General features: G+C 63.3%; 21 protein-coding genes. 11 read left to right on the top strand and 10 right to left on the bottom strand.

Annotated elements, in window-relative coordinates; all coding sequences use genetic code 11:
- Positions 1 to 30 precede the first annotated feature (30 nt).
- Entirely contained in the window at positions 31 to 726 is a 696-nt protein-coding gene (gene flgA, locus GTP46_RS15125; protein WP_161007474.1) for a flagellar basal body P-ring formation chaperone FlgA, read from the bottom strand.
- A 154-nt stretch (positions 727 to 880) separates the two neighbouring features.
- On the opposite strand from flgA, the gene flgB reads away from it, so the two are divergent.
- The 11 genes from flgB (at position 881) to flgL (ending at position 11,731) form a co-directional block, all read left to right on the top strand.
- Positions 881 to 1,306 carry a flagellar basal body rod protein FlgB gene (gene flgB, locus GTP46_RS15120; protein ID WP_161007473.1) on the top strand — a complete coding sequence of 142 codons (426 nt, stop codon included), beginning with the start codon at positions 881 to 883 and terminating at the stop codon, positions 1,304 to 1,306.
- 2 nt (positions 1,307 to 1,308) lie between these two features.
- A complete protein-coding gene (gene flgC, locus GTP46_RS15115) occupies positions 1,309 to 1,719 on the top strand; it encodes a flagellar basal body rod protein FlgC (RefSeq protein ID WP_161007472.1) in 411 nt (136 codons plus the stop codon).
- A gap of 30 nt (positions 1,720 to 1,749) precedes the next feature.
- A complete protein-coding gene (locus GTP46_RS15110) occupies positions 1,750 to 2,463 on the top strand; it encodes a flagellar hook assembly protein FlgD (protein WP_161007471.1) in 714 nt (237 codons plus the stop codon).
- Between the two features lie 27 nt (positions 2,464 to 2,490).
- Positions 2,491 to 4,047: a flagellar hook protein FlgE gene (locus tag GTP46_RS15105; protein WP_161007470.1), complete on the top strand. Its 1,557-nt coding sequence runs from the start codon at positions 2,491 to 2,493 to the stop codon at positions 4,045 to 4,047.
- Positions 4,048 to 4,058: 11 nt separating this feature from the next.
- Complete coding sequence (gene flgF, locus GTP46_RS15100; RefSeq protein ID WP_161007469.1) at positions 4,059 to 4,799, top strand: flagellar basal-body rod protein FlgF; 741 nt, start codon at positions 4,059 to 4,061, stop codon at positions 4,797 to 4,799.
- 70 nt (positions 4,800 to 4,869) lie between these two features.
- Positions 4,870 to 5,661, top strand: a complete 792-nt coding sequence (gene flgG / locus GTP46_RS15095; protein WP_161007468.1) for a flagellar basal-body rod protein FlgG — start codon at positions 4,870 to 4,872, stop codon at positions 5,659 to 5,661.
- A gap of 10 nt (positions 5,662 to 5,671) precedes the next feature.
- Positions 5,672 to 6,328: a flagellar basal body L-ring protein FlgH gene (locus GTP46_RS15090; RefSeq protein ID WP_161007467.1), complete on the top strand. Its 657-nt coding sequence runs from the start codon at positions 5,672 to 5,674 to the stop codon at positions 6,326 to 6,328.
- Positions 6,329 to 6,333: 5 nt separating this feature from the next.
- Positions 6,334 to 7,455 (top strand): flagellar basal body P-ring protein FlgI, encoded by a 1,122-nt coding sequence (locus GTP46_RS15085; RefSeq protein WP_202414289.1) that lies wholly within the window; start codon positions 6,334 to 6,336, stop codon positions 7,453 to 7,455.
- 13 nt (positions 7,456 to 7,468) lie between these two features.
- On the top strand, positions 7,469 to 8,431 hold the full coding sequence (flgJ, locus tag GTP46_RS15080) for a flagellar assembly peptidoglycan hydrolase FlgJ (protein ID WP_161007465.1): 963 nt from the start codon (positions 7,469 to 7,471) through the stop codon (positions 8,429 to 8,431).
- Positions 8,432 to 8,492: 61 nt separating this feature from the next.
- Positions 8,493 to 10,451 carry a flagellar hook-associated protein FlgK gene (gene flgK / locus GTP46_RS15075; RefSeq protein ID WP_161007464.1) on the top strand — a complete coding sequence of 653 codons (1,959 nt, stop codon included), beginning with the start codon at positions 8,493 to 8,495 and terminating at the stop codon, positions 10,449 to 10,451.
- Between the two features lie 17 nt (positions 10,452 to 10,468).
- Positions 10,469 to 11,731 carry a flagellar hook-associated protein FlgL gene (gene flgL, locus GTP46_RS15070; protein ID WP_161007463.1) on the top strand — a complete coding sequence of 421 codons (1,263 nt, stop codon included), beginning with the start codon at positions 10,469 to 10,471 and terminating at the stop codon, positions 11,729 to 11,731.
- Positions 11,732 to 11,862: 131 nt separating this feature from the next.
- Here the strand turns inward: flgL and GTP46_RS15065 are convergent, their stop codons facing one another.
- From GTP46_RS15065 to GTP46_RS15025, 9 genes are all read right to left on the bottom strand, one after another.
- Positions 11,863 to 21,009 carry a beta strand repeat-containing protein gene (locus GTP46_RS15065; protein ID WP_229258959.1) on the bottom strand — a complete coding sequence of 3,049 codons (9,147 nt, stop codon included), beginning with the start codon at positions 21,007 to 21,009 and terminating at the stop codon, positions 11,863 to 11,865.
- An 85-nt stretch (positions 21,010 to 21,094) separates the two neighbouring features.
- Entirely contained in the window at positions 21,095 to 21,937 is an 843-nt protein-coding gene (fliR, locus tag GTP46_RS15060) for a flagellar biosynthetic protein FliR (RefSeq protein WP_161007462.1), read from the bottom strand.
- Between the two features lie 89 nt (positions 21,938 to 22,026).
- Positions 22,027 to 22,296 carry a flagellar biosynthesis protein FliQ gene (fliQ, locus tag GTP46_RS15055; RefSeq protein ID WP_161007461.1) on the bottom strand — a complete coding sequence of 90 codons (270 nt, stop codon included), beginning with the start codon at positions 22,294 to 22,296 and terminating at the stop codon, positions 22,027 to 22,029.
- Positions 22,297 to 22,305: 9 nt separating this feature from the next.
- Positions 22,306 to 23,061 carry a flagellar type III secretion system pore protein FliP gene (fliP, locus tag GTP46_RS15050; protein ID WP_161007460.1) on the bottom strand — a complete coding sequence of 252 codons (756 nt, stop codon included), beginning with the start codon at positions 23,059 to 23,061 and terminating at the stop codon, positions 22,306 to 22,308.
- Positions 23,051 to 23,653, bottom strand: coding sequence for a flagellar biosynthetic protein FliO (gene fliO, locus GTP46_RS15045; RefSeq protein ID WP_202414288.1), 603 nt, complete (start codon positions 23,651 to 23,653; stop codon positions 23,051 to 23,053). The genes fliP and fliO overlap by 11 nt, the downstream gene beginning before the upstream one ends.
- Complete coding sequence (fliN, locus tag GTP46_RS15040; protein ID WP_161007459.1) at positions 23,650 to 24,084, bottom strand: flagellar motor switch protein FliN; 435 nt, start codon at positions 24,082 to 24,084, stop codon at positions 23,650 to 23,652. Before fliN ends, fliO begins: the two co-directional genes overlap by 4 nt.
- Positions 24,085 to 24,098: 14 nt before the next feature.
- Entirely contained in the window at positions 24,099 to 25,082 is a 984-nt protein-coding gene (gene fliM, locus GTP46_RS15035) for a flagellar motor switch protein FliM (RefSeq protein WP_161007458.1), read from the bottom strand.
- Between the two features lie 21 nt (positions 25,083 to 25,103).
- Positions 25,104 to 25,622 carry a flagellar basal body-associated protein FliL gene (gene fliL, locus GTP46_RS15030; RefSeq protein ID WP_161007457.1) on the bottom strand — a complete coding sequence of 173 codons (519 nt, stop codon included), beginning with the start codon at positions 25,620 to 25,622 and terminating at the stop codon, positions 25,104 to 25,106.
- A 204-nt stretch (positions 25,623 to 25,826) separates the two neighbouring features.
- The coding region (locus tag GTP46_RS15025; protein WP_202414287.1) for a flagellar hook-length control protein FliK at positions 25,827 to 26,830 on the bottom strand (1,004 nt) is incomplete at its 5' end.

Here is a 26,830-nt window from a genome sequence, read left to right as displayed (position 1 = left end):
CTATCGCCGGAAACTTTAGCCGGGTGTTGCTCAAAATGCTACCTCCACCGTACCGCCAGTCTTGGCGATGCCGGTAATTTGTTGTCCGTTGGCGGTTTTGACCTGCACCACCTGGCCGTCGCCGGCCGTGCTCATGGCGCGCGCTTCGGCCGACACGCTGAAACCGTTGCCGCTAGAGACCAGCCGCACCAGCTGGCCCGACTGCACCACCGGCTTGCTGCGCAAGGTGTCCAGGCGCAGGGGCGTACCCGGCGGCAGCGACACATTGGCGCTGCGGCCGATTACCTGGCTGACATCGGTAGCGATGCCCGCTGGCAACATGGTGAGATCGCCCTTGAGCATGGTCAGCTGGTTGGCGTCGATGGGCTGGCCCTGCACCAGCGGCGCGGCGCTGGCGACGTAGTCGCCCATCACCGTAACGCTGGCTTGAATATAGATGGTCCACGCCGCTGGCGCTGCACAGCGCACGCCGACCGAAGTCTTGCCCCAGGCGCGCGCGCCGGGCATGAAGAAAGCTTGCGGATCAGGGCAGGCCGCCAGGTTGATGCGCGGATCGACCGCCCCCACATTCACCGTCACTTGGCCCGGCAGGCCGCCAGCCTGCACTTGCAGGAATTGCTCGACGGTGCGCTTGAGCACGGCGATGTCCTGGCGCGCGCCCTGGGCGCTCGCGCCGGTACTGACCGTGGCGGCCAGCAGCGCAGTGAGTAGTAAGCGTGATTTCATGGTGTCGGTTTCCCCTTCAATGCTGCCATCATAGTCTGGCGGTCTGGACTTGAAGCTTGGAATAAGGCGGGAAATGGGGTGCTTATCGTCCGATGGTGGTGACGGGCAACTCCGTATCATCGATCCTGTCATCAATGTGGAAGGGGAGCAGATCATGCTCGGCAAGCTAGACGATTATTTGCGCTTCAATGAATCCGCCCTGAGCCTGCGCTCACAGCGCCAGACCGTGCTCGCCTCCAATATTGCGAATGCCGATACACCGAATTACAAGGCGCGCGATTTCGACTTCAGCGCCGCGCTGCAGTCGGCGCTGGACAAGGCCAATCCGGATGCGAAACAAACCTTGAACACCACTGCCAGCAAGCATTACTCCACCCCCCAGCAAGATGCTGGTGCGCTGGCCGACGGCACGCCGCTGCAGTACCGCGGCGTGATCCAGGGCGCAGTCGACGGCAACACGGTCGACATGGACGTGGAGCGCAACCAGTTTGCCGATAACGCCATCCGCTACGAAGCGGGCATCACCGCCATTAACGCCCAGATCAAATCGATGATGGCGGCGATCCAGTCAGGGAGTTAATCATGTCGCTGTTTAATATTTTCAACGTTTCCGGTTCGGCCATGAGCGCGCAAGCGCAGCGCCTGAACGTGGTGGCCTCCAACCTGGCCAATGCCGACAGCGCCACCAGCGCCAGCGGTGAAGCCTACCGCGCGCGCCAGGTGGTGTTTGAAGCGACCACGCCAACCGACGGCGGCGCCTCGACCGGCGTGCGGGTCAAGCAGGTAGTGGAAGACCAGTCGCCGATGAAGATGATGTACGACCCCAAACATCCGGCAGCGGACGAGAATGGCTACGTGACCATGCCCAACGTGAATGTGGTGGATGAGATGGTCAACATGCTGTCGGCCTCGCGCGCCTACCAAAACAACGTCGAGACCATGAACTCGGCCAAGACGCTGTTACTGAAAACCCTGACCATCGGTCAATCGTAAGCATATAGAAGATAAGAAGAGGTCCATATCATGGCTATTAGTGGCATCATCGATACGCCGGTCGCGGCAACCACCAACAGCACCACCACCACGTCCACCACCAGCAGCACTAGCAGCACCACCAGTGTGCAGGCGGACCAGGACAAGTTCATGAAACTGCTGGTGACCCAGCTGCAAAACCAGGATCCGCTGAACCCGATGGACAACGCCGCCATGACCAGCCAGCTGGCGCAGCTGTCGACCGTGACCGGCATCAACAAGGTCAACAGCACGCTGGAATCGCTGCGCACCGATATCGCCGCGTCGCAATCGCAAAGCGCCATCAACCTGATCGGCAAGGGCGTGCTGGTGGAAGGCAAGGGCATCACCCTGAGCAGCACGACCGACGACGCCGGCAAGACCACCAGCTCCAGCGTGTTCGGCATCGACCTGGCCTCGGCCGCGCAAAACGTCTCGATCGCGATCCAGGACAGCACCGGCAAGACCGTACGCACCATGGCCCTGAACAACGCCGAGGTCGGCACCTACCCGATCAGCTGGGATGGCACCACCGACGCCAAGACCACCGCGCCGGCCGGCAGCTACACCTTTACCGTGACCGCCACCAGCGCCGGCAAGACCCTGACCGACGCCACCGCGCTGCAGCTGGCGGCGGTGGCCAGCGTGTCGACCGGCAGCGGCGGCACCAAATTGAATACCTCGCTCGGGCAGTTCACCATGAGCGATGTGAAAGAAGTTCTGTAAGCAGTCATCACACCATAGGGGAATACCATGTTCCAACAAGGATTGAGCGGCTTGAATGCTGCATCCAAATCGCTGGACGTCATCGGCAACAACATTTCCAACGCCAGCACCGTGGGCTTCAAGGCCTCGCAGGCGCAGTTCGCCGACCTGTATGCGAACTCGCTGAATGGCGTGTCGGGCAACAATCCCGGTATCGGTGTGTCGGTGTCCAAACTGGCGCAGCAGTTCACCCAAGGGAATATCGAGACCAGCAGCAACCCGCTGGACGTGGCCATCAACGGCGGCGGCTTCTTCCGCGAAGTAGTCAACGGCGCGGTGCAATATTCGCGCAACGGCCAGTTCCACGAAGACGCCAGCCACACCTTGGTTAACGCGCAGGGCGCGGTGCTGAGCGGCTACCTGTCCAACAAGGCGGGCGTCATCCAGCTCGGCTCGCCGGTACCGCTGACCCTGGACAAGTCCGACCTGACGCCGGTACAGACCACCGAAGCCAACTTCCAGCTGAACTTGAGCTCAGCGGAAAAAGTACCGAGCACGATTCCGTTCGACGCCAACGACCCGACCAGCTACAACAAGCAAACTGTGCTGAACGTGTACGACTCGCTCGGCACCGCCCACATCATGACGACCTACTACGTCAAGACCGACGCCAATACCTGGGACGTGTACGCCGCCGCCGACAACAAAGAAATCGTCTCGGCCAGCGTGGCCGCCGTGGTGGCCACCGACCAGCCGACCAAGGACGCCCGCGCCGCCTACAACGACGCCGTGCGCGCCACGCCGCCCGATGACGCCGCGATCGCCACCGCTGCCGGCACCTACGCCAGTGCCGCTTATCAGGCGATGCTGGCCGCCGCCAGCACGCCGCCGGCCGCTGCTACCCAGGCCCAGCTCGACGCCCTGACCGCCGCCTTCACTGCGCTCGACCCGACCACCAGCGGTTCGATCACCGGCAAGACCCCGGACCAGATCAACGCCATCCTGGGCGCCGCCATCACCGTGCCGGCGGTCAAAGCCGGTACGCTGCTGTTCACCAAGAACGGCGCGCTGGATCCGCAGGCGATGGCGCTGATGACGCCGCCGCAAACCCTGCCGTTCCAGGTGCAGCTGCCGATCTTCCCGGACACCGGCGCACTAGTGCCGATGACGGTGGCCACCACCTTTGACAAGACCACCCAGTACGGCAGCGTCACCAATGACCTCGGCTCGACCCAGAACGGCTACTCGGCCGGTTCCTGGCAGCGTTACTCGATCGACCAGAACGGCATCATTCTCGGCCAGTACAGCAACGGCAAGTCGCGCGCGATGGGCCAGATTGCGATGGCCAACTTTGCCAGTGTCGACGGCCTGACCCCGCTAGGCAATAATGCGTGGGCGGAAAGCTCGGCGTCGGGTCCGCCAACCATCGGCGTGCCGAATGCGGGTTCGATGGGCCAGCTGCGTTCGAGCGCGGTGGAAACTTCGAACACCGATTTGACGGCGGAGCTGGTCAACATGATCACCGCACAGCGCGTCTACCAGGCCAATGCGCAAACCATCAAGACCGAAGACTCGATCCTGCAAACGCTGGTGAATCTGCGTTAATGAGGTAAAACATGGACCGTCTCGTCTACACCGCGATGACTGGGGCACGACACGTGATGGAGCAGCAAGCCACCGTGTCGAACAACCTGGCCAACGCTACCACCACCGGCTTCCGCGCCCAGCTCGACTCGTTCCGGGCAGTGCCGGTGGTGTCAGAGGGCTTGCCCACGCGCGCCTTCGTGGTCGACTCCACGGTCGGCTCGGACTGGCGCGCCGGTCCGATCGAAACCACCGGCCGTGCCCTGGATATCGCGGTGCGCGACCAGGGCTGGCTGGCGGTGCAGTCGGCCGACGGTTCGGAAGCCTATACCCGCAACGGCAGTTTGAAGATCACCGAAAACGGCATCCTGCAAACCAGCGCAGGCCAGACGGTGATCGGCGACGGCGGCCCGATCACGGTGCCGCCTGACACCAAGGTCACCATTGCCAGCGATGGCACTATCAGCGCCATCAACGATACTTTCCAGCCGGGCCCGTCCAACACGCTGGGCCGCATCAAGCTGGTTAATCCGGACACCAAAAACCTGCTGCGTGGCGACGACGGCTTGTTCCGCCAAGCCGACGGCACGCCGGCCGACAACGACGCTACCGTGCGCGTGGTCGATGGCGCGCTGGAGGGCAGCAACGTCAATCCGGTGGATTCCATGGTCAATATGATCAGCTTGGCACGCAGCTTCGAAATGCAAATGAGCTTGATGAAGAACGCCGAGAATAACGCCGCAAAAGCCACCCAGATCCTCGCTTTGAGTTGATGACCTCTCCCGCATAATGCTGGCATGGGATGAACAGACTTAATGTTCATCCGGCATTGGGAGAAGCATCATGATACGTTCGTTATGGATCGCCAAGACTGGCATGGAAGCGCAGCAGACGCAGATGGACGTCACGTCCCACAATCTGGCCAACGTCAGCACCAACGGTTTCAAGAAGTCACGCGCGGTCTTCGAAGATCTGCTGTACCAGAATATCCGCCAACCGGGCGCGCAGTCGTCGCAACAGACCAATCTGCCGTCCGGCATGCAGCTCGGCACCGGTGTACGCACCGTCGCTGTCGAGCGCATCCACACGCAAGGCAATCCGCAGTCGACCGGCAACGATAAAGACATCATGGTCAACGGCAGCGGCTTCTTCACCGTGCTGCTGCCGGACGGCACCACCGCCTACACCCGCGACGGCTCGTTCCAGCGCGATAACAACGGCCAGATGGTGACCTCGGAAGGCTTTGTGCTGCAACCGGCCATCACCATCCCGATCACCGCGCAATCGATCACCGTGGCGCGCGACGGCACCGTGTCGGTGAACATCGCCAACACCAACGGCGCCACCACCACCCAGCAGCTGGGCAGCCTGCAACTGGCCACCTTCATCAACCCGACCGGGCTGGAATCGAAGGGCGAGAACCTGTACGTGGAAACCACTGCCTCCGGCGCCCCGCAGCAGAACACGCCGGGCACCAACGGCACCGGCACCATCCTGCAGGGCTATGTGGAAACCTCCAACGTCAACGTGGTGGAGGAGATGGTTAATATGATCCAGACCCAGCGCGCGTACGAGATCAATTCCAAGGCGATCACCACCTCCGACCAGATGCTGCAGAAGCTGACGCAGATGTAAGGGGATGATGATGAAAACTGCTCTCATTGTTGTTGCCGCCGCCGTGCTGTTGAGCGCTTGCCAGTCGACCCCGACCACCATCGTCAGCGGTCCGATGAGCGCGCGTCCGCTGACCACCGAGCAAATGCAGGCGGTGCCGAACAACGGCGCCATCTACCAGCCGGCCGCTTTCCGTCCGGTGTTCGAAGACCGCCGCGCGCGCCAGGTGGGCGATGTGCTGACCCTGGTGATCACCGAGCGCACCTCGGCCAACAAAACCGGCACCGCCACCGGCAACAAGTCGGGCAGCGTCAGCGCCAGCGTGCCGGGCAAATTGCAGAGCGTCTTCGGCAATCCGCTGTCGGCCAGCACCAAGAACACCTACACCGACGGCGACACCGTGGCCGCCAGCAACGCCTTCACCGGCACCATGGGCATCACCGTGGTGGAAGTGCTTGGCAACGGCAACCTGATCGTGGCCGGCGAGAAGCAGATCGGCATGAACAAGGGCACGGAATACATCCGCTTCTCCGGCATGATCAACCCGGACAGCATTGCTACCGGCAACACTGTGCAGTCGACTGCCGTGGCCGATGCGCGGGTTGAATACCGCACCTCGAATACGATCGACCGCGCCGAGCTGTCCTCGATGGCGTCGCGCTTCTTCCAAAGCTTGCTGCCGTTCTGATGATCATGAAAACTTCACTCAAAGCCGCCGCGCTGGTTTGCCTGTCCCTGCTGATGCCGTTCAGCCACGCCGAGCGCATCAAGGATCTGGCCAGCATAGCCGGCGTGCGTAACAACCAATTGCTGGGCTATGGCCTGGTAGTCGGCCTCGACGGTTCCGGCGACCAGACCACGCAGACGCCATTCACCGTGCAAAGCGTGATCTCCATGCTGCAGCAGCTGGGCGTCAACCTGCCGCAGGGCGGCTCCCAGCTGCAACTGAAAAACGTCGCGGCCGTGATGGTCACTGCGACGCTGCCGCCGTTTGCGCAGCCGGGCCAGCAGCTCGACATTACCGTGTCGTCGATGGGTAACGCCAAGAGCCTGCGCGGCGGCACGCTGCTGATGACGCCGCTGAAAGGCGCGGACGGCCAGGTGTACGGCATGGCGCAAGGGAATGTGCTGGTGGGCGGCGTGGGCGTGCAAGCGGGTGGCGGCGGTGGCGGCGGCAGTTCGCTGACCGTCAACCACCTCAGCGTCGGCAAGATTTCCGGCGGTGCGACCGTCGAGCGCGCCGTAGCGACCAATCTGGGCGAGGGCAATATGATCAAGCTCGAACTCAACAGCGCCGACTTCGCCACCGCCAGCCGCGTGGTGGAAGCCATCAACGACAAATACGGCGCCGGCATCGCTTACGCGCTGGACAGCCGCGTGATCCGCGTGCAAGCGCCTAGCAGCAGCGACCAGCGCGTCACCTTCATCGGCACGCTGCAAGACATGAACGTTAATCCGGCCGAGCAGCCAGCCAAGGTCATCATGAACGCGCGCACCGGTTCGGTAGTGATGAACCGCGCCGTGACGCTGGAAACTTGCGCCATTTCGCACGGCAACCTGTCGGTGTCGGTGAATGCCGATACGCAGGTGAGCCAGCCGAATGCGCTGTCGGGCGGCCGTACCGTGGTCACGCAGAATCCGCAAGTGGGCATCAAGGCTGACAGCGGCAAGGTGATGATGGTCAAGGGCGGCGCATCGCTGGCCGAAGTGGTCAAGGCGCTCAACGCGATTGGCGCTACGCCGCAAGACTTGCTGTCTATTTTGCAGGCCATGAAGGCCGCCGGTTCGCTGCGCGCGGAACTGGAAATTATTTAAGCGGGGGGCGAACATGGCCAGCCAGACCACTACCACCAATGACCTGAGCAGCAAATTTTCGCTGGATGTGCGGGACATGGGCAGCCTCAAGCAGTCGGCCCGCGCCGGCAGCCCGGAAGCGCTGAAAACGGCGGCGACCCAGTTCGAAGCCATGTTCGTCAACATGATGATGAAGAGCATGCGCGACGCCACGCCGCAAGACGGCATGATGGACAGCCAGCAAACCAAAACCTTCCAGACCATGCTGGACCAGCAGACCAGCCAGAACATCGCCAAGAAAGGCATCGGCCTGGCCGATATGCTGGTGCGCCAGTTGTCGGCCAAGACCGATGCAGCGGCGCTTGGCATCGGTGCTGACGGCACTGCGGCCAACGGCACTGACGGCAGCGGCGGCAACTTCAACGGCATCGCCAGCCTGATGGACGCCAAGCTGCAGCGCGCGATTGCCGCGTCCGGCGGCGCTGGCACAGGTAGCACCAGCAGCGCTACCGATACTGCCAGCAAGGGCTCGCAAGCACCGCACGTGCGCAGCTTCCAGGAAAAATTGTCAGCCTCGGCGGAAGAAGCCAGCAAGGCCACTGGCATTCCGGCCAAGTTCATGCTGGGCCAGGCTGCACTGGAATCGGGCTGGGGCAAACGCGAGATCAAGGGCCGCGATGGCAGCAACAGCCACAACCTGTTCGGCATCAAGGCCAGCGGCGACTGGAAGGGCAAAGTGGTCGAGGCCACCACTACCGAATACGTCAACGGCAAAGCACAAACCAAGGTCGAGCGCTTCCGCGCCTACGACAGTTATGCCGACAGTTTCAAGGATTACGCCAAGCTGCTGGCCACCAATCCGCGCTACGAAAAAGTGCTGGCCAGTGCCGGCGACGCCACCAGTTTCGCCAAGGGCTTGCAGAAAGCCGGCTACGCCACCGACCCGAATTACGCCACCAAGCTGACCAGCATCATCAAGCGCTCACTGGCAGGCTAACCCGGTTAATAAAGTTTTGGCACGGCTTGCCGTTACCCATCTCAGATAGAGTAAAAATATTATGTCCAGTCTCCTTAGCATCGGTAAAAGCGGTTTGTTGGCAGCCCAGGTTGGCCTTTCGACCACCGGCAACAACATCACCAACGCCAATACGGCTGGCTACAACCGCCAAGTGGCGATCCAGGGCGATACCGGCACCCAGTACCAGGGCTTCGGCTATGTCGGTTCAGGAACCGAGATCCAGGCCGTACGCCGCTACTACGACAACTTCCTGGCCACCTCGCTGCGTGGCGCCGAGGCCAACCAGGCTTCGCTGGACGCCTACAACTCGCAGATCAGCCAGATCGACAACCTGCTGGCCGATCCTACGGCCGGCCTTTCGCCGGCGCTGCAAGACTTCTTTAACGGTGTGCAGGACGCCACCGCCAATCCGGCCTCGTCCGCCGCACGCCAGTCGCTGCTGTCGAATGCGGAGTCGCTGGCCTCGCGTTTCCAGGGCATGAGCGCGCGCCTGAGCGAGATTGCCACTGGCGTCAACAGCCAGATCACCTCCAACGTCGGCCAGATCAACGCCTACGCCAAGCAAATTGCCGACATCAACCTGACCATCGCTGGCCTCACCACCGACCAGGCCGCGCCAAATGACCTACTGGACAAGCGCGACCAGATGCTGACCGAGCTGAACAAGCTGGTCAAAGTCACCGTCCTCCCCGGCGACAACAATATGCTCAACGTCTCGATCGGCACCGGCCAGCCGCTGGTGGTGGCCAACAAGGCTTTCCAGCTGGGCACCTCGACTTCGCCGACCGACGTCAGCCGCGTGACCATCGGCTACCAGGCCGACAACGGCGCCTTCACCGCGCTGCCGGACAGCGTCATCACCGGCGGCCAGCTGGGCGGCCTGCTGGAGTTCCGCGACGGCGCCATGGACCGCGCGCAAAATTCGCTGGGGCAGGTGGCGGCCGGCCTGGCTACTGCCTTCAATGCCCAGCACGTGCTGGGCGAGGATGAGAATGGCGACCTCGGTACCAATTTCTTCAACCCGATCCAGGCTTATGTCGGCACCAACAGCCGCAACTCGCCGGCCAGCACGGCCGCCGTGAGCGCTACCGTGACTGATGCCAGCGCGCTGACGGCCAGCGACTACAGCGTTGATTACGACGGCACCAATTTCAACGTTACCCGCAAGAGCGACGGCAAGGTCACGCAGATCAATCCATTCCCGCAGACCACGCCGCAAGTGATCGATGGCGTGGCCTACAGCATCAGCGGCACGCCGGCGCAAAATGACAACTTCGTAGTGCGGCCGACCTACAACGCCGCCAAGGACTTCTCGGTGGCCATCAAGGACCGCGACAAGATTGCGCTGGCGGCGCCGATCGCCACTGCCGCGCCGACCGCCAATGTCGGCAACGGCAAGATCTCGGCCGGCACGGTGGATACGAATTACCTCACGCCGGGCAACCAGCTGACCACGCCCGCCACGCTGACCTACGACAAGGCCAGCAACAGCTTCTCCGGCTTCCCGGCCGGGCAGGATGTGACGGTTACCGTCAACGGCACGTCAACTGTGTACCCGGCCGGCACGCCGGTGACGTACACTGACGGTGCCAACATCAGCTTCGGCGGCGTCAACTTCACCATCAGCGGTGCGCCAGCCGACCAGGATACCTTCACGGTCGGTCCCAACACCAGCGGCGTGGGCGATAGCCGCAACGGCGCCTTGCTGGCCGGGCTGCAAACCAAGAACGTGCTGGACAACGGCAAAGCCACGTTCCAGACCACCTATGCCCAGATGGTCAACTACGTGGGCACCAAGGCGCGTGAGTCGCAGATCAGCAGCACCGCCGCCGACGCTGCCGTCAAGCAGGCCACGGAAGCGCAGCAGAGCGTGTCCGGCGTCAACCTCGATGAAGAGGCGGCCAACCTGCTGCGCTACCAGCAAGCGTACCAGGCCTGCGGCAAGGTCATGCAAGTGGCCAGCCAGTTATTCGACACATTGCTCAATATTGGCAATTAAAGAGATAGGGTAGCATCATGGTTATGCGCATCAGCACCAGAACGATATATGACATCGGTTCGTCGCAGATTACATCGCTGCAGACGTCGATGTCGCGCACGCAGCAGCAGCTGTCCACCGGCCGCAAGAACCTGACTGCGGCTGATGATCCGATCGCCACTGCGCGTGCGCTGGAAGTGACGCAGTCGCAATCGCTGAATACCCAGCTGGCCACCAATCGCGCCAACGCCAAGGGCGTGCTGTCGACCGAGACCACGGCGCTGGCCAGCGCCACCTCCATCCTGCAGGACATCAAGGACCTGGCGGTGAAGGCCGGCAACGGTTCGTACACGGCTTCGGACCGGGCGTCGGTGGCGACGGAGCTGGAGGGCCGGCTGGCTGACCTGCTGGGGGTGGCCAACACCGCTGACGGCGTCGGCGGCTATGTCTTTTCAGGCTACAAATCGACCACGTTGCCGTTCACCAAAACCGCCACCGGCGCCGATTACCAGGGCGACCAGGGCCAGCGTTCGCTGCAAGTCGGTTCCACCCGCACCATTCCGATCACCGATTCCGGTGCTTCCGTGTTCGAGGCCAACGCCACCGGCAACGGCAAGTTCGTGACCACCCCCGACCCGGCCAACTACACGCGCGGCGGTAGCGGCATCATCAGCGCCGGCTCGGTCAAGGACGCCACGCTGCTGACCGGCCACAAGTACCAGATCGATTTCCAGGTGGTGCCGGAAACGCCGGGCACGCCCAAGGCAACCACCTACACCGTGACCGACCTCACCACCGGCACCCCGGTGCCGGCGACACCGGTACCGGCCGTGCCGCAAAACTATGTGAGCGGGCAAAACATCACCTTTGATGGCGTGCAGTTCGACGTCAAAGGCGATCCGGTCGATGGCGACAATTTTGCGGTGACGCCATCCACCAATCAATCGATCTTCGCCACCGTGCAGAGCTTCATCGATGCGCTGCGCGCGCCGGGCGACGGTCCTGCCGGGCAGGCCAGCCTGACCAATAAGCTCAACCAGCTGCAAGTGAATGTGGATGCGGCGACTGACAATGTGCTGTCGGTACAGGCGGCAGTAGGCGCGCGCTTGAAAGAAGTGGATTACCTCGACAGCTCGGGCGACGACCTGGGCCTGCAATATGCAACCACGCTGTCGACCCTGCAGGATGTGGATTACACCTCGGCGATTTCGCTGTTCACCCAGCAGCAGACCACGCTGACGGCGGCGCAGAAATCGTTCACCACCATGTCGGGCTTGTCGCTGTTTAATTACATCAGCTAAATTCCCGACGCCTCAAAAGACAACGGCCAGCTTGCAAAAGCTGGCCGTTTTTGTTTTATCGCAATTCAGGGTCAGCTCTGTCAAATGGACAAAATGTCCATTTGACAGAGCTGACCCTGAATTGCTTTGCGTTACTTCGCTGCCAGGATGCCCTGGGCGGTACTGGCTTGCTTGCGTAGCCAGTCGTCGTGCTGGGCGGTGGCGGCGCCGCTCAGCGGCGTGGTGGCTTGGTACTGCGTCATCTGGCTGGCCAGTGCGGCGACGCTGTTGTTGAGGCTGTTGTTAGGCTGAGTCAGCTGACCGGCGGCAGTGCTATTGCTGCTGTCTGCCTGCTGCGCGTAGCTGCTGATCGCCTGGGTCAGCGAGGACGTGTGGCTGGCCTGGAACCAGACGTCGGCCAGCGCATGCGTGCTGCCGTCGGTGCTGGTGTAGCTCGACTGCAGGCCGACCCAGTTGCCCTGGTCGATCACCGTGCTCGCTTGCGCCGCCACCGTCAGGCTGGCGATGTTGAGCGAGGCCAGCGTCTTCAGCTCGTCCGCCTGGCTGACACCGTCCGCGTTGGCATCCACCCACACGCGCAGGTTGCCGAACTGCGCATCCTTGCTGTCGATCACGCCGTCGTGGTTGGTGTCGAGCTCGGCCAGCGCGGCGAAGCCGTCGGCCGCTTTGCCGCCGTTGCTGCTGGCAGTGGCAGTGCCGAACAGTTCGCTGCCGTCGTTGATGACGCCATCGCCGTTGCGGTCCAGTGTCAGCAAGCCGTCGCCTGGTGCGACCCAGCCAGTGTTGACTTTCTGGCCGTTGGCACGGATGTCGAATTGCACCCCGGCCGTGATGCTCAGCGTGCTGACGCCATTCCCGTTGAGATCCAGAATCAGCGGACTGGCCGTCAGCACGGCGCGCTGGTCGGTCGTCAGCGCGGCTTTCTGGGCGGCGCTCAGCGCCGTCACTTGCGCCATGGTCAGGCCGGCCAGTTGGTCGGTGCTCATGAATTTCAGCACCGCGTTGCTCATGGTGCTGAGTTGCCGGGTGGTGAAGGCGCCCACCTGGTCGACGCTGAACTCGGCCATGGTGGTGGCTTTCAGGCCGTTGATCTGGGTCGACGACAGCGCCCCGATGTCGGTAGCGTCGAACGCCGCCACCTGGTCGGTGTTGAGCGCATTCAAGACCTTGATGTCCAGCGCACGGATGTCGGCGGTGCTGAAAGTGCCGATGTGGTTGGTGGTCAGGCCGGCCGCCTGCGCCGATACCAGCGCCGTCAACTGGCGCGTGCTGATGGTGTCGAACAGAGTGTCGTCCAGCGTGGCGATCTGGTCCGAGGTGAGGAAACCGATCTGGGTGGTGGTCAGCTTGTTCATATTGCTCAAGCTGTTGAGCTGGTCGGTGGTCAAGGCCCTGATCTGGATCGCCACCAGCGACGGCAGCGCCTTGGTCGACAGCGCATTCAGCTGGTCGGCCGTCAGTACCGCGATTTGCGCGGTGGTCAGGGTCGGCAGCTGGGCCGAGCTCAGGCCGGCCATCGCGGTTGCGCTCAGCAGCGAGATCTGGTCGGTGGTCAGTGCCTTCAGCGTCAGGCCGGCCGCTTGCTGGGTGGTCAGGTTGCCCAGCTGGTTGGTCGACAGTGTGGCCACCTGGGCCGCAGTCAGCGACGCCATTTGCGCCGAGCGCAGCGAGGTGAAGCTGTCGTCGTCCAGCGCGTTGAGCTGGTCGGTGGTCAGGGCTTTGACTTGCGCGTCGCTCAGCGTGCCCAGCGTTGCCAGCGCGTTCAGCTGGTCGGTGCTCAAGACCTTGATGTCGTTGGCGGTGAGGCCGAAGATCTGGCTGGTTTTCAGGCCCGCCAGCTGGTCAGCTGTGAGGGCGCCGAATTGCAGCGAGGTGAAGGTGCCGATCTGCACGCTGGACAGCGCCTGTACGTCTTCGATTTCCATTGCTTGCAGCTGGTCGGAGCCCAGGCCAGTCAGCGAGGTCAGCGCGATGGCCCGCGTTTGCGCCGTGGTCAGGGCGACGATTTGCGCGGTGCCGAGGATGGCCAGTTGGGCCTTGGTCAGCGACGCCACTTGCGCCACTTTCAGCGTGGCGATATGGTCGGCGTCCAGCGATTGCAGCTGGTCGCTGGTCAGGCCGCTGAATTGCAGCGTGGTCAGCGGATTGAGCGAGCTCAGGCCGGCCAGCTGGTCGGTGCTCAGGGACTTGATCTGCGGCTGCGTCATGGCGGCGATTTCCGCCGTGGCGAGCTGGCCCATCTGGCTTACGCTCAGCAGCGAGATCTGGGTGGTGGTCAGCGCGGCAAACTGGTTGGTTTTGAGGCCGGCCAGGTCGTCCTGCTCCATTGCCGCCAACTGGTCGGACGACAGCGTGCGGATGGCGTTGGTGCTGACGGCGCGCCACTGGGCCACGCTCAGGGCCTGGATCTGGTGCGTGGTGAGCGAGGTGATCTGCTTGGTCGACAGGACCGCGATCTGCGCCGTGGTCAGCGAGGCCAGCTGGGTGTCGTCCAGTACGCTCAGGTTGTCGGTCGACAGGCCCGGGATGGCGCGCGTCGGCAGCCAGCCCAGCGGAATCAGCGCCAGCTGGTCCGAGCTCAGCACATTGATTTGCGCGGTGGTCAGCGCCCGCACTTGCTGCGAGGTCAGCGACTGCAGCTGGCTGTTGGTGATAGCCACCATGTCCTTGGTGCCCAGCGCCACGATTTGCGCCGTGCTCAGCGAGACCAGGTCGCCCGCTTCAATGGCCGCGAACTGGTCGGTGTTGAGGGCGGCAATCGCCAGCGTGCTGAGGGCGCGCAGCTGGCCGCCGCTCATGCCGATCAGCTGGTCGCTGCTCAGGGCCCTGGCCTGATTGGCGCTCAGCCCGGCCATGGCGGCAGTGTTGAACTGGCCAATCTGGTCACTGGTGATGGCGACGATCTGGTCGGTGGTGAACACCGACACTTGCGCCGAGCGCAGGGCAAACAAGTCTTGCGCTTCGATGGCGGCGATCTGGTCGCTGTTGAGCGCTTGCAGGGCGCGCGTGTTCATGGCGATCAGGTCGCCCGTTTCCAGCGCGACGATCTGGTCGGTGGTAAGGAATGGCGTTTGCGTGTTGCTCAGCGCGGCGATCTGGTTGGTTTTCAGCGCGGCAATCTGGCCAACGCTCAGGCCGGACAGCTGGTCGCTGATCAGAGCGCGGATTTGCAGCGTGCTCAGGGCGGAAATGGTGGTCAGCGCGTTCAGCTGGTCGCTGCCCATCACCGGGATCTGGGTGGCTTTCAGACCGGACAGGCTTTGCGAAGTCAGCGCGGCGATCTGGTCGGTGCTGAGCGCGGTCAGCTGGGCGCTATTCAGCGATTGCAGCTGCGCCGATTTCACGGCACTGAAGTCGCCCGCATCGATGTACTGGAGGTTGGTAGAGTCCAGGCCCTTCAAGGCATTGGTACTGAGTGCGCCAACCTGGTCGCCGCTTAGTTCGGTGAGCTGGGTGCCGTTCAGGACGGCGACCTGCTTCGAGGTCAGGGCCGCGATTTGTTTGGTGCCCAGCGAATCGATATCAGCTTGCGACAATGCCGCGATGCGGTCGGTCGACAGCGCGGCGATCTGGGCCGTGGTGTAGTCGGCGATATTGCCCAGCGCATTCAGCTGCGCCACGCTCAGCACGCCCAGCTGGGTGGCCGTGAAGGCGGCCACGCTCGGCGCGTTCAGGGCGTGCAGCTGGTCGGTGGTGAGCGCCTGCATCTGGTCGGTGGTCAGAGCGCGCAATTGTGCCGTGCTCATGGCGGCAAAGTCGATGGTCTCGACGGCAATGATTTGGGCGGCGCTCAATGCCGCCACCAGGCCGGTAGCCAGTGCCCGCACTTGTGCGGTGGACAGCGCCACCAGCTGATCGCTGGTCAGGCCCGCCGCCTGCGCGCTGACCAGCGCGGACAGCTGGCTGGTCTTCAGCGTGGTCAGGGTGGCGACCGACATATTCACCAGCTGGTCGGTGCTCAGCGCCCGCACTTGCGCCGTGTTGAGGTTGGTGATGCTGTTGAGCGCATCGAGCTGGGCGTTGCTCAGGTAGCCGACCTGGCGCGTGGTGAGGGCCGTGATTTCCTGCGTGGTCAGGGCGCTGTAGTGCCCCACGTTCAGCGTCATCAGCTGGTCGCTGGTGAGGGCGGCAATCTGGCCGCTGCTGAAGGCGCGCAGGTCAACGTCTTCCATGCCGTTCAGCTGGTCGCTGCCGAGCGCGGCCACCTGGCGCGTGGTCAGCGCGCGCGCCTGCTGGGTGGTCAGCGCCTGCAGCTGGTCGCTGCTCAGGTATTGCAGCTGGCTGGTGGTCAGCGCCACCAGCTGTGCAGTCTTCAGGTTGGCGATCTGGGCCGGCGTAAGGGCAATCAGCTGGTCGGACGACATGCCGGCAATCTGCTTGGTGCCGAGGCCGCTGAGACTGCCCAGTGCGGCAAACTGGGCGGTGCTCATGACGCCCAGCTGGGTGGTGGTCAGCGCGCCGATTTCCTGCGAGGTGAAGGCCGACAGCTGCTGCAAGGTCAGCACGCCGATCTGGTCGGTGGTCAGGCTGGCCACTTGCGCACTGCTCAGCACGGCAATGTCGGCCAGCTCGATGTTGGCGGTCTGCGCCAGCGTCAGGCGCGACAGCGCCGCCGTGGTCAGGCCGCGCACCTGCTGGGTGGTGAGCGCGACGATCTGGTCGGTGCTCAAGGACTGCAATTGCATGCTGTTCAACGCCGCCAGCTGGGCGGTTTTCAGGGTGCTGATCTGCGGCAGCTGCAGGCTGATGAGCTGCTCGGTGGTCAGGGCGCGGATTTGCACCGTGGTCAGCGGCGCCAGCGAGCTCAGTGAGTCGAGCTGGTCGGTGCTGAGGGCGGCCATCTGGTTGGTGGTCAGCGCCGCCAGGATCTTGCTGCCGAGGGCGGCGAACTGGGACGCCTGCAGCGACAGCAGCTGGTCGCTGCTCAGGGCCACGATCTGGCTGCTGGTGAGCGCGGCGATATCGACCGCCTCGATGGCGCGGATCTGGTCGGTGCTCATGGCGCCTAGCGTGGCCGAGCTCAGGCTGCGCACTTGCTGGGTGGTCAGGGCGACGATCTGGTTAGTGCTGAGGGCGCCGATCTGGGTACTGGTGAGACCGGCGATCTGGCTGGTTTTCAGGGTGGCGATGCTGGCCAGGCTGGCGATCTGGTCGGTGGTCAGGGCGCCGATCTGGCGGCTGGTCAGCGGCGCCAGCGTCACTAGCGAAGCGAGCTGGTCGGTGGTCAGCGCGTGGACTTGCTGGGTGCTCAGCGCGGCGATGATTTGCGTGCTCAGGCCGGCCACCTGGGCTAGCTGCAGGTGGCTGATCTGGTCGGTGCTGAGGATGGTGATCTGGCGGCTGGTCAGTGCTTGCAGGTCGACCACTTCCATGTTGGCCAGCTGGTCGGTGCTGAGCACTTGCAGCTGGCGCGTGGTCAGGGCGCGCGCTTGCTGGGTGGTCAGGGCAACGATCTCATTGGTGGTCAGCACCATCGCCTGGTCGGTGGTCAGCGAGGCGATTTGCGCCGTGGTCAGGGCGGCAAAGATCGGCAGTTGCAGCGAGATGATCTGGTCGGTGGTCAGCGCCGCAATCGAGGCGGTCGAGAAGCTGGCCAGGGTCGACAGTGCACCGATCTGGTCGCTGGTCAGGATGGCTTTCTGGGCCGGCGTCAGCGCCGCGATTTCCTGGGTCGACAGCGCCATGATCTGGTTGGTGGCCAGGGCCAGCAACTGGTCGCTGGTGAGCGCGGCGATCTGGCGCGTGCTCATGTTGGCCAGTTCGGTCGCGGTCAGGGCCAGGATCTGGCTGGTGGTCAGCGCTTGCACGGCGGCCACGCCCAGCGCGCGGATTTGCTCGGTCAGCATGGCAACGATTTGCGCGGTGGTCAGTGCGGCCACCTGGTCGGTCGACAATGTGCTGATCTGGCGCGTGGTCAGCGAACGCAGGTCGGCGACGTTGAGGTGCGACAGCTGGTCGGTGTTGAGCGCCTGCAACTGGCGGGTGGTCAGTGCCGACAGCGTCAGCAGGGCGTCGATCTGGGTATCGTTCAGGTTGGCCAGCTGGGTCTGCGACAGGGCCGCGATTTCCTGGGTGGTCAGCGCGCGCAGCTGGCTGGTTTTCAGGTTCAGCAGCTGGTCGGTGGTCAGTGCGGCGATCTGGCGTGTGCTGAGCGAGGCCAGGCTGCTGTTGCTGAGAGCGGCAATGCGGTCGGTGGCCAGCGCCGCCAGCACGCTGACACTGAGGGCGCGCAGCTGGGCGGTGTTGAGCCCCTTGATCTGGTCGCTGGTGACGGCGCCGGCCTGGTCGGTGGTGAGCGCGGCCAGCTGCAGGGTTTGCAGGGCGGCAAAATCGGCCGTGCTCAGCGCGGCGACCTGGGCGCTGGTGAGGGCGACGATTTGGCGCGTGACCAGCGGCGCCAGTTGCAGCGCTTCCAGCTGCGCGCTATTCAGCACCGCCAGCTGGTCCGGCGTCAGGGCGCGCACTTCGGCGGTGGTGAAGGCGGCCAGCTGGCCGGTGGTCAGCGCCACCACCTGGTCGGTGCTCAGGCGCGCGATTTGCGCGGTGCGCATGGCGCGGATGTCGCGCGTTTCAATCGCCGCAATCGCATCGGTGCCGAGCACGGCGATGGCGCTGCTGCTGAGCGCGGCGATCTGGTCGCTGTTGAGGGCGATGATCTGGTCGGTGCCCAGCGATTGCAACTGGTCACTGCTGAAGGCGGACAGCTGGCGCGTGGTCAGCGTGACCAGGTCGGTGGACGAGATGGTGCCAATCTGGTCGCTGGTGAGGGCGCGGATCTGGCGCGTGGTCAGCACCGCCAGCGAACGCAGGGCGTCGATCTGGGCGCTATTGAGCGCGGTGATCTGGTCATCGCGCAGGGCGATTTCCTGGGCCGTGCCGAGTGCGAAGATTTGCGCCGTGGTCAGGGCCACGGTCTGGTCGGTACTCAGCTTGTTGAGTTGCTGGGTGTTCAGCAGCGCGACGTCGCGCGTTTCGATGGCCTGGATCTGGTCGGTGTTGAGGGCGGCAATGCCGGCCGAGCTGAGGCCGCGGAACTGGGCGCCGCTCAGGGCGACGATCTGGTCAGTGGTCAGCGACAAGGTCTGGTCCGAGGTCAGCACGCCGAGCTGGTTGCTGGCCAGCTCGGCCAGGTTTTTGGTGCTCAGCGCGCTGACCTGCAGCGTGGTGAAAGCAGCCAGCTGGCGGCTCGACACGCCGGCCAGGGTGGCCATGGCGTTGAGCTGGTCGGTGGTCAGGACCGTGATTTGGTCGGTGGTCAGGGCGCCGACGGCGATGCTGCTGAGGGCGTTGAACTGGTCGGTCAGCAGGGCCGCCAGCTGGTCGGTGGACAGGCGCGCCAGTTGCTGGGTGCGCAGGGCGCCGATGTCGCGGGTTTCAATCAGGCGCAGCTGGTCGGTGGTCAGCGTGTTGAGTACGCTCATGCTGAGGTCGGCGTACTGGCTGACCGTCAGGCCGATCACCTGGTCCGAGCTCAGCGCCTGTACCTGGTCGGAGGTCAGCGCGGCCAGCTGGGTGCTGGTCAGCGCGATCACGTCCTTGCTTTCAATGTTGACCAGCTGGCTGGTGGTCAGGGCCTGGATTTGCGCGGTGGTCAGCGGCACCAGGGTTTTCAGGGCCACGATCTGGTCGGTGGTCAAGGCCGCGACCTGGTCGACGGTCAGGGCTTTCTCGGCGTCGGTGTTGAGCACGGCCACCTGGCTGGTGGTCAGCGCCACGATCTGGTCGGTGGTGAAGCCGCGCACCTGGTTGCTGCTGAGGACGGCGAAGTCGCGCGTTTCAAGTGCTTGCACCTGCAGCGTGGTCAGTTCGCTCAGGAAGGTGGTGTTGAGGCCGGCCACTTGCGCCGTGCCCAGCGCTGCCAACTGCGCGCTGGTCAGGGCCTGCACCTGGTCCAGGGTCATGGCCGCCAGCTGGCTGTTGCTGAGCAGGGTAATGGCGCTGGTTTCCAGCGCGGCGATCTGGTCGGTGGTGAGCGAGGAAATCTGGGTGGTGGTCAGCGGCAGCAGGCTCTTGATGGCGATGATCTGGTCGGTGGTCAGCACGGCCAGCTGGTCCGGGCGCAGCGCCTGGGCGTCGATCGTGGTCAGGGCGTAGATCTGGGCCGTGGTCAGCGCCAGCAGCTGGTCGCTATTCATGACGCGGATCTGGGCCGTGTTCAAGGCGCGGATGTCGCGCGTTTCAATCGCCTGGATCTGGTCGGTGGTGAGCTGGCTGACCAGGTCGGTGGTCAGGGCTGACACTTGCGCCGTGCTCAGCGCCACGATCTGGTCGGTATTGAGCGCCACCACCTGGTCGGCATTCAGCGCGGCCAGCTGGGCGCTGCTCAGGGCGGCAATGGTCTGGGTCGCCAGGGTGGTGACCTGGTCCGAGGTCAGGCCGCTGATCTGGGCCGAGGTCAGCGGCGCCAGCGAGCTGAAGGCGCGCAGCTGGTCGGTACTCAGCACGTTGAGCTGGTCGGCGCGCAGGGCGGCGATTTCATTGCTGCGCAGGGCGTGCGCCTGGTCGGTGTTCAGGCCCACCAGCTGGTTGTAGGTCAGGGCGCGGATTTGCGTGCTGCTCAGCCAGATCAGGTCGCGCGTCTCGAAGGCGGCGAACTGGTCGCTGCTCAGGTTCTGGAGCGCATTGGTGGCCAGCGCGCTCACTTGCAGCGTGCTCAGCTGGGCGATCTGGTCAGTACTGACGTAGTACAGCTGGCCCGCTGTCAATGAGTTGATCTGCTGGGTCGTAATTTGCTGCAGCTGGTTGGACACCAGCGCCGCCACTTGCATGGTGCTCAGGCCGGTGATCGCGGTGGTGCTGATGGCGCGCAGCTGCGCCGAGCTCATGCTGGTGAGCTGGTCAGTGGTCAGGTTGACGATCTGGTCGGAGCTGATGCTGCCCACTTGCTGGGTCAGCAGGGCGCGCACGTCGGCCGTTTCCAGCGCGGCGATCTGGCTCGGCGCCAGCAGGTTGAGCTGGCGGGTGCTCAGCGCGGTCGCTTCCTGAGTGGTCAGGGCCGCCAGCTGGTCGGTGCTCAGGGTCAGGGTCTGGTCGGTAGTGAGGGCGGTGATGTTGGCCGCCTTCAGCGCCTGGATGCCGTCGGTGGTCATGCCCAGCAGGCCGTCCAGGCTGAGGAAGGCCATTTGCCTGGTGGTCAGCGCCCGCACATTGCTGGTGGAGAGCACGCCGATCTGGTCGGATGAGAACGCCTGCATATCCTCCGTGGTCAGCGCAGCGATATTCTGCGTCCCCAGGCGGATGATGTCGTCGGTGGTCAGGGTTGGTACGATCGAGCTCATTACAGGCTTCTCCAGGCAAGCTTCCATGATACGCGGCTAATTGCCTCATGGAAACCAAAAACACACAGACGTCTATTGAATTTCCCTATGGCTGCAGGCCGGGAGGCCGAACCGGCAAGCTTGCCGGTTTGGCCACAGGGCCCCGCTGCGACCAGGTACGCGGCATCAGCCGCGCCCGTTCAATCCCATCCAAAAACAGGTTTTGCATCGGCATCCCGAGGTAGGGCAGGGTCATGGCGATGACCACCAAGCCCACGCCCAGCGTGATCGGAAAACCAATACCAAACAAATTCAGTTGCGGCGCGGCGCGCGTCAGGATGCCGAGCGCCACGTTGGTAATCAACAGCGCCGCCACAATCGGCAGCGATAGTTGCACACCGGTGCTGAAGATCCGTCCGCCCCAGTCGGCCAGCTGCTTGAAGCCGCCGCCGTAGATGGGGATGCTGGACACCGGCAGGGTGGAAAAACTCTCCACCAGCGCCGACAACAACACCAGATGCGCATTCACTGACAAAAACGCCATCGTTGCCACCAGCGACAGGAACTGGCTGATGGCCGACGAGCGGCCCTGGGTGGTCGGATCAAAAAACGTCGCGAAGCCCAGGCCCATGGTCAAGCTGGAAATTTCCCCGGCCATTTCCACTGCCGCAAAAATAATCCGGATACTGAAACCCATCGCCAGCCCGATCAGCATTTCCTGCAGCACGATCAGCAAGCCGGCCATCGACATCGGGTCGGTGGCGGGCCAGGCCGGCACTGCCGGCGCTACGATGGTGGCAATCGCCACGCCCAGCGCAATCTTGACGCTGGCCGGTACTGCGCTGTTACCGAACAGCGGCGAGGCGGCGATCAGGGCCAGGATGCGGGCAAGCGGCCACAGCAACCCGGCTATCCACATATTGATATCGGCAGAAGAGACGGTCAGCATAAGGGTCTGTTACATTTCCGTCCGGCATCTTTTCTGCATTGTAGACGAACTTTTTATTAAATCGGAAACTGTTACAAATTGATAAAACATCATCCGACCAGCATAGGAATGCCGCTAAATACTTCGCGCATATAGTCCAGCATGACCGACAACATCCACGGCCCGGCCACCACCAGCGCGACAAAAATGCCGACCAGCTTGGGGATGAAGGACAGCGTCTGCTCGTTGATCTGGGTGGCAGCCTGGAAAATGGACACCACCAGTCCGATGATCAGCGCCACCAGCAGCATGGGCGCGGCGATCATCAGGGTGACCTCCATCGCATGGCGGCCCATCGTCATCACGCTTTCGGGCGTCATTGCGGCCTCCTAGTAGAAGCTCTGGGCCAGCGAGCCCAACAGCAGTTGCCAGCCATCCACCAGCACAAACAGCATCAGCTTGAACGGCAGTGAAATCACTGCCGGCGACATCATCATCATGCCCATCGACATAAGTACAGAGGCGACCACCATGTCGATAATCAGAAATGGGATGAAGATGGCAAAGCCGATCTGGAACGCGGTTTTCAGTTCGCTCGTGACAAACGCCGGCACCAGGATCCGCAGCGGCACGTCTTCCGGCCCCTGCAGGGCAGGGCTGTGCGACAGTTTGACGAACAAGGCAAGGTCAGCCTCGCGCGTTTGCTTGAGCATGAAAGTTTTTAATGGGGCGGCGCCCTTGTCGAGCGCCTGGCTCATATTGAGTTTGTTTTCTTGTAGCGGCAGGTAGGCTTCGTTGTAAATCTTGTCGAAAGTCGGGCCCATGACGAACAGGGTCAGGAACAGTGCCAGGCCGACCATCACTTGATTCGGTGGGGCGGACTGCGTGCCTAGCGCCTGGCGCAGCAGCGACAGTACGATGATGATGCGGGTGAAACTGGTCATCAGTAACAGCGCTGCCGGGATGAAGGTCAGCGCCGTCATCAGCAGCATGGTCTGGATCGGCAGCGTGTAATTGGTGCCGCCGCCGGCTGCTGGCGTGGAAGTCAGGGCGGGAATGCCGATGCTGGAGTCAGCGCCTGCCACCAGCGGCAAGGCCAGCGCTGCCAGCAGGAACAGGGATTTGGCGTGCAGCTTATTTGCCATTGCGTTTGTCTATCGTTTGTTTGATCCAGTCGGCGAAGTTGGCGCCGGGCACGGTGGCTGGCTGCACCGGTTCGCTGCTTTCCTGGCGCGGCATGGTGGCCAGTGCGTTCATGCGGCCGGGCGAGGCGCCCACCACGATCCATTGTTCGCCTACTTCGATCACCAGAATGCGCTCGCGGGTACCGACGCTCAGCGAGCCGACCAGCTTGACGTTGCTGTTGCCGCCACTGAAGCTTTTAGGACCGAAACGCTTGGTCAGCCAAGCCAGGCCCAGCATCAGGCCAATCACGAATAGCAGGGCCAGCGAGGTTTGCAGCAAGCTGCCGCCGGCCGATGGCGGGCTGGCTTGCGGCGTTGGGATGGTCATGGCCAGTGCGCTCGGCTGGGCCGGCGCTGGCGCTGGCGCTGCTGCGACAGGAGCAGCAGCAGGAGCAGGTGCTGCTTCAGTGCTGACAGCAGCTTCTGCCGTCGCCGGCGCTTCGGTGGCCGCGTGGGCTGCGCCGATGGTGCCCGACACGCTGCGCTGGGCCATCGCAGGCGCGGCGGCCAAGGCCGCCGCGATGATGAAAGTTGGTATCAGTCCGTGCTTCATTTATTCAGTTTTCGGATACGTTCGGACGGCGTGATGATGTCAGTCAGGCGGATACCAAACTTGTCATTCACCACCACCACCTCGCCTTGGGCGATCAGGCAGCCATTGACCAGCACGTCCATCGGCTCACCGGCCAGGCCGTCCAGTTCCACCACCGAGCCCTGCGCCAATTGCAGCAGGTTCTTGATGGCGATCTTGGTACGGCCCAGTTCCACCGTCAGCTGGACCGGGATATCGAGGATGAAGTCGATATCGTTGTGCGTCTCAGTCTTGCTGGGGGTGCTGGAAAAATCCTTGAACACGGCAGCGCTAGCCGCTTGTGCAGCCTGCTGCTTTTCCAGCGCAGCTGCTTCGGCTTGCGCCTGTTCGGCGATCGCCGCACCCCATGGATCGTCATCGTCCAGCGGTTGATCGTCTTGATTGTCCGACATGATTCTCTCCGGGTTTAATTTTTAAGATTATCGGTATTGGCCAGCAGTTTCTCGACCTTGAGCGCGTATTGGCCGTTCATGACGCCGTAGCTGCAATCCATCACCGGCACGCCATCCACCGTGGCCGAGATGAATTCCGGGATCGACAGCGGGATGATGTCGCCCACCCGCATGTTCAGGATCTCGTCGAAATTGACTTTGGCCGTGCCCAGCGAAGCCACTACCTCGACTTCGGCGATCTGGATCTGCTGCGTCATCAAACGGATCCAGCGCTTGTCCACTTCCAGTGCCTCGCCCTGCAGGCTGGAGGTCAGCGAATCGCGGATCGGCTCGATCATCGAGTACGGCATGCAGAAGTGGATCTGGCCCGACACCGAGCCCAGCTCCACCGTGAAGGTCGACGCCACCACCACCTCGTTGGGCGTGGCGATGTTGGCGAACTGCGTATTCATTTCCGAGCGGATGTACTCGAACTCCACCGGGTACACCGGTTCCCACGACTTGGTATAGGCCTCGAACACAATGTCGAGGATGCGCAGGATGATGCGCTGCTCGGTCTGGGTGAAGTCGCGGCCTTCCACGCGGGTGTGGAAGCGGCCGTCGCCGCCGAACAGGTTGTCGACCAGCAGGAACACCAGGCCCGGATCAAACACCATCAGCGCCGTGCCGCGCAGCGGCTTCATGTGCACCAGATTCAGGTTGGTCGGCACCACCAGGTTGCGGATGAATTCCGAGTACTTCGACACCCGCACCGAACCGACCGACACCTCGGCGCTACGGCGCAAGAAGTTGAACAGGCCGACGCGCAGCAGACGGGCAAAGCGTTCGTTGATAATTTCCAGCGTCGGCATACGCCCACGCACGATACGCTCCTGGGTCGCCAGGTTATACGTTCGTACTCCCGCAACGTCTTCTTGCGCCGCGACGTCGTCCTGGTCGCCGTTGACGCCCTTTAGAAGGGCATCGACTTCTTCCTGGGAGAGAAAATTATCAGCCATGATTCTCGGTGATTCTCTGTATTACTGAATGATGAAGGACGTGAACAGCACGTCTTCGATTTCCTGCTGCGAGCCGCGGTCTTCAAACGGTTCACGCAACTGGGCGACGATTTCCTTGGCCAACTGGACCTTGCCTTCCGGCGTGTTGATGTCGGCCGCGTGCTTGCTCGACAACAGCAACAGCATGCGGCTACGCACCTTGGCCATATTGTTCTTGATGTTCTCTTTCTCTTCGAGGCCGCCCACTTCCAGCGTGAACGCAATTTGCAGGTACTGGTCGGTACCACTCTCGCCTGGCTGCAGATTGACGGTGAACGGATCGACTGGCACGTATTCCGGCGGGCCGACGGGTTTCTTCGGTTTCTTGCCTTTCTTGGCTGGTGCTTCGTCATGGTCTTCCGCATCGGCTTTGCCGTGCAAGAAGAACCAGGCCGCACCGCCGCCACCGGCGCCGAGCACCAGCACCAGTGCCAGGATAATGATGATCAGTTTCTTGCCGCCGCCGCCCGCAGGCGCTTCAACTTTCTGATCAGCTTTCATTTTTGGGTTCGCTTTCAAAATAGCCCTTCACGCAGCGGGAGTGGATCACGCCGCCATTATGTCATTATCGGTTGTACCTGCGCAGTTGGATCCGCTGAAAAGAGGGGCCTTCCCACTGCTGCTTGGCGTTTCCGTAGTGTAACAGACAACAAAACCGGGAGGGCAGGGTTGCCGGTCCCGGTTTGACATGATGGCGCGGCCCTTTTACGCGAAAGTATCTACCGCTCCGGCTGGCAAACGGCGCACTGGTGGCGCGGCGCGCGCGATGTCGGCGTCGCTGCTGCTGTCGCGGCCGTAGCTGCTGCCGCCACGGCTACCGCCGCCGTTACCGCTGCCGCTTTGCGCAGAGCTCGCTTGCTGGCTGTAGCTGTTGTTGCTCTGATCCGACATGCCGGCCGAGACGGTGGCGCTGCCCAGCTGGATGCCGGCTTCGCTCATCATCTCCTTCAGTTTCGGCAGCGCCGATTCCAGCGCCTGGCGCACTTCCGGCGCGGCCGAGCTAAAGGCGGCGGTGGCCTGGTCCTTGTTCACGCTCAGCACCACTTGCAGCGGGCCGAGGTCTGGCGGATTCAGTTCCATGGTCGCGCTTTGCTCGCCGCCGGCGGCCATGAAGATGATCTTCTGGCCCAGCTGCTGGTCCCACTGCTGGGTGCCGACGCGGCTGCTCAGCTTGTCGGTCGGCACGGCGGTGGCGGCTTTCGCCAGTTCCTGCGTGGCGTGGCTGGCGGTTGGCGCGACGGCAATGCTGGCTTCTTTCAGTGCGGCGGCCGTTTCAGCGCTGGCCGTGGTGGTAGTTTTCTGCGCCGAGGCCAGCTGTGCTGGATCGGCGGCTTGCTGCTGTTGCTGCGTTTGCGTTACTTGCGGCTGGGCGTCGCTGGCAGGTGCGGCCTTGGTTTCGATTTTGTTGATGACATCGGCGCCGGTTTTTGGCGCGGCGTCGGTGACAGCGGCTGTGGCGCTGGCGTCGTCGGCTGGTTTGGTATCGGCCTTGGCGTCGGCGGCGGCAGGTGCGGCGGCGACAGCCGGCTTCAGGCTAGCATCGGTCTTGCCAGCGGAGGCTTGTGCAGCGGCAGCGGCGGCCGCTGCTGCTGCATCGGCGGCCGATTGCGCGGCGCTGCCGGCTTTGCCCAGTGCGGTCTTGAAGTCGTTGGCGGCGCTGGCGGCTTGCTCTTGCGCGGCTTGCAGGGCGGCGGCATCGGCGCTGGCGG

Origin of the sequence: Duganella flavida, assembly GCF_009857445.1 — a bacterium.
Taxonomy (GTDB): Bacteria; Pseudomonadota; Gammaproteobacteria; order Burkholderiales; family Burkholderiaceae_D; genus Rugamonas; species Rugamonas flavida.
Note: the sequence above shows the minus strand (reverse complement) of the source record. Positions and strands in the feature narration are given on the sequence as shown.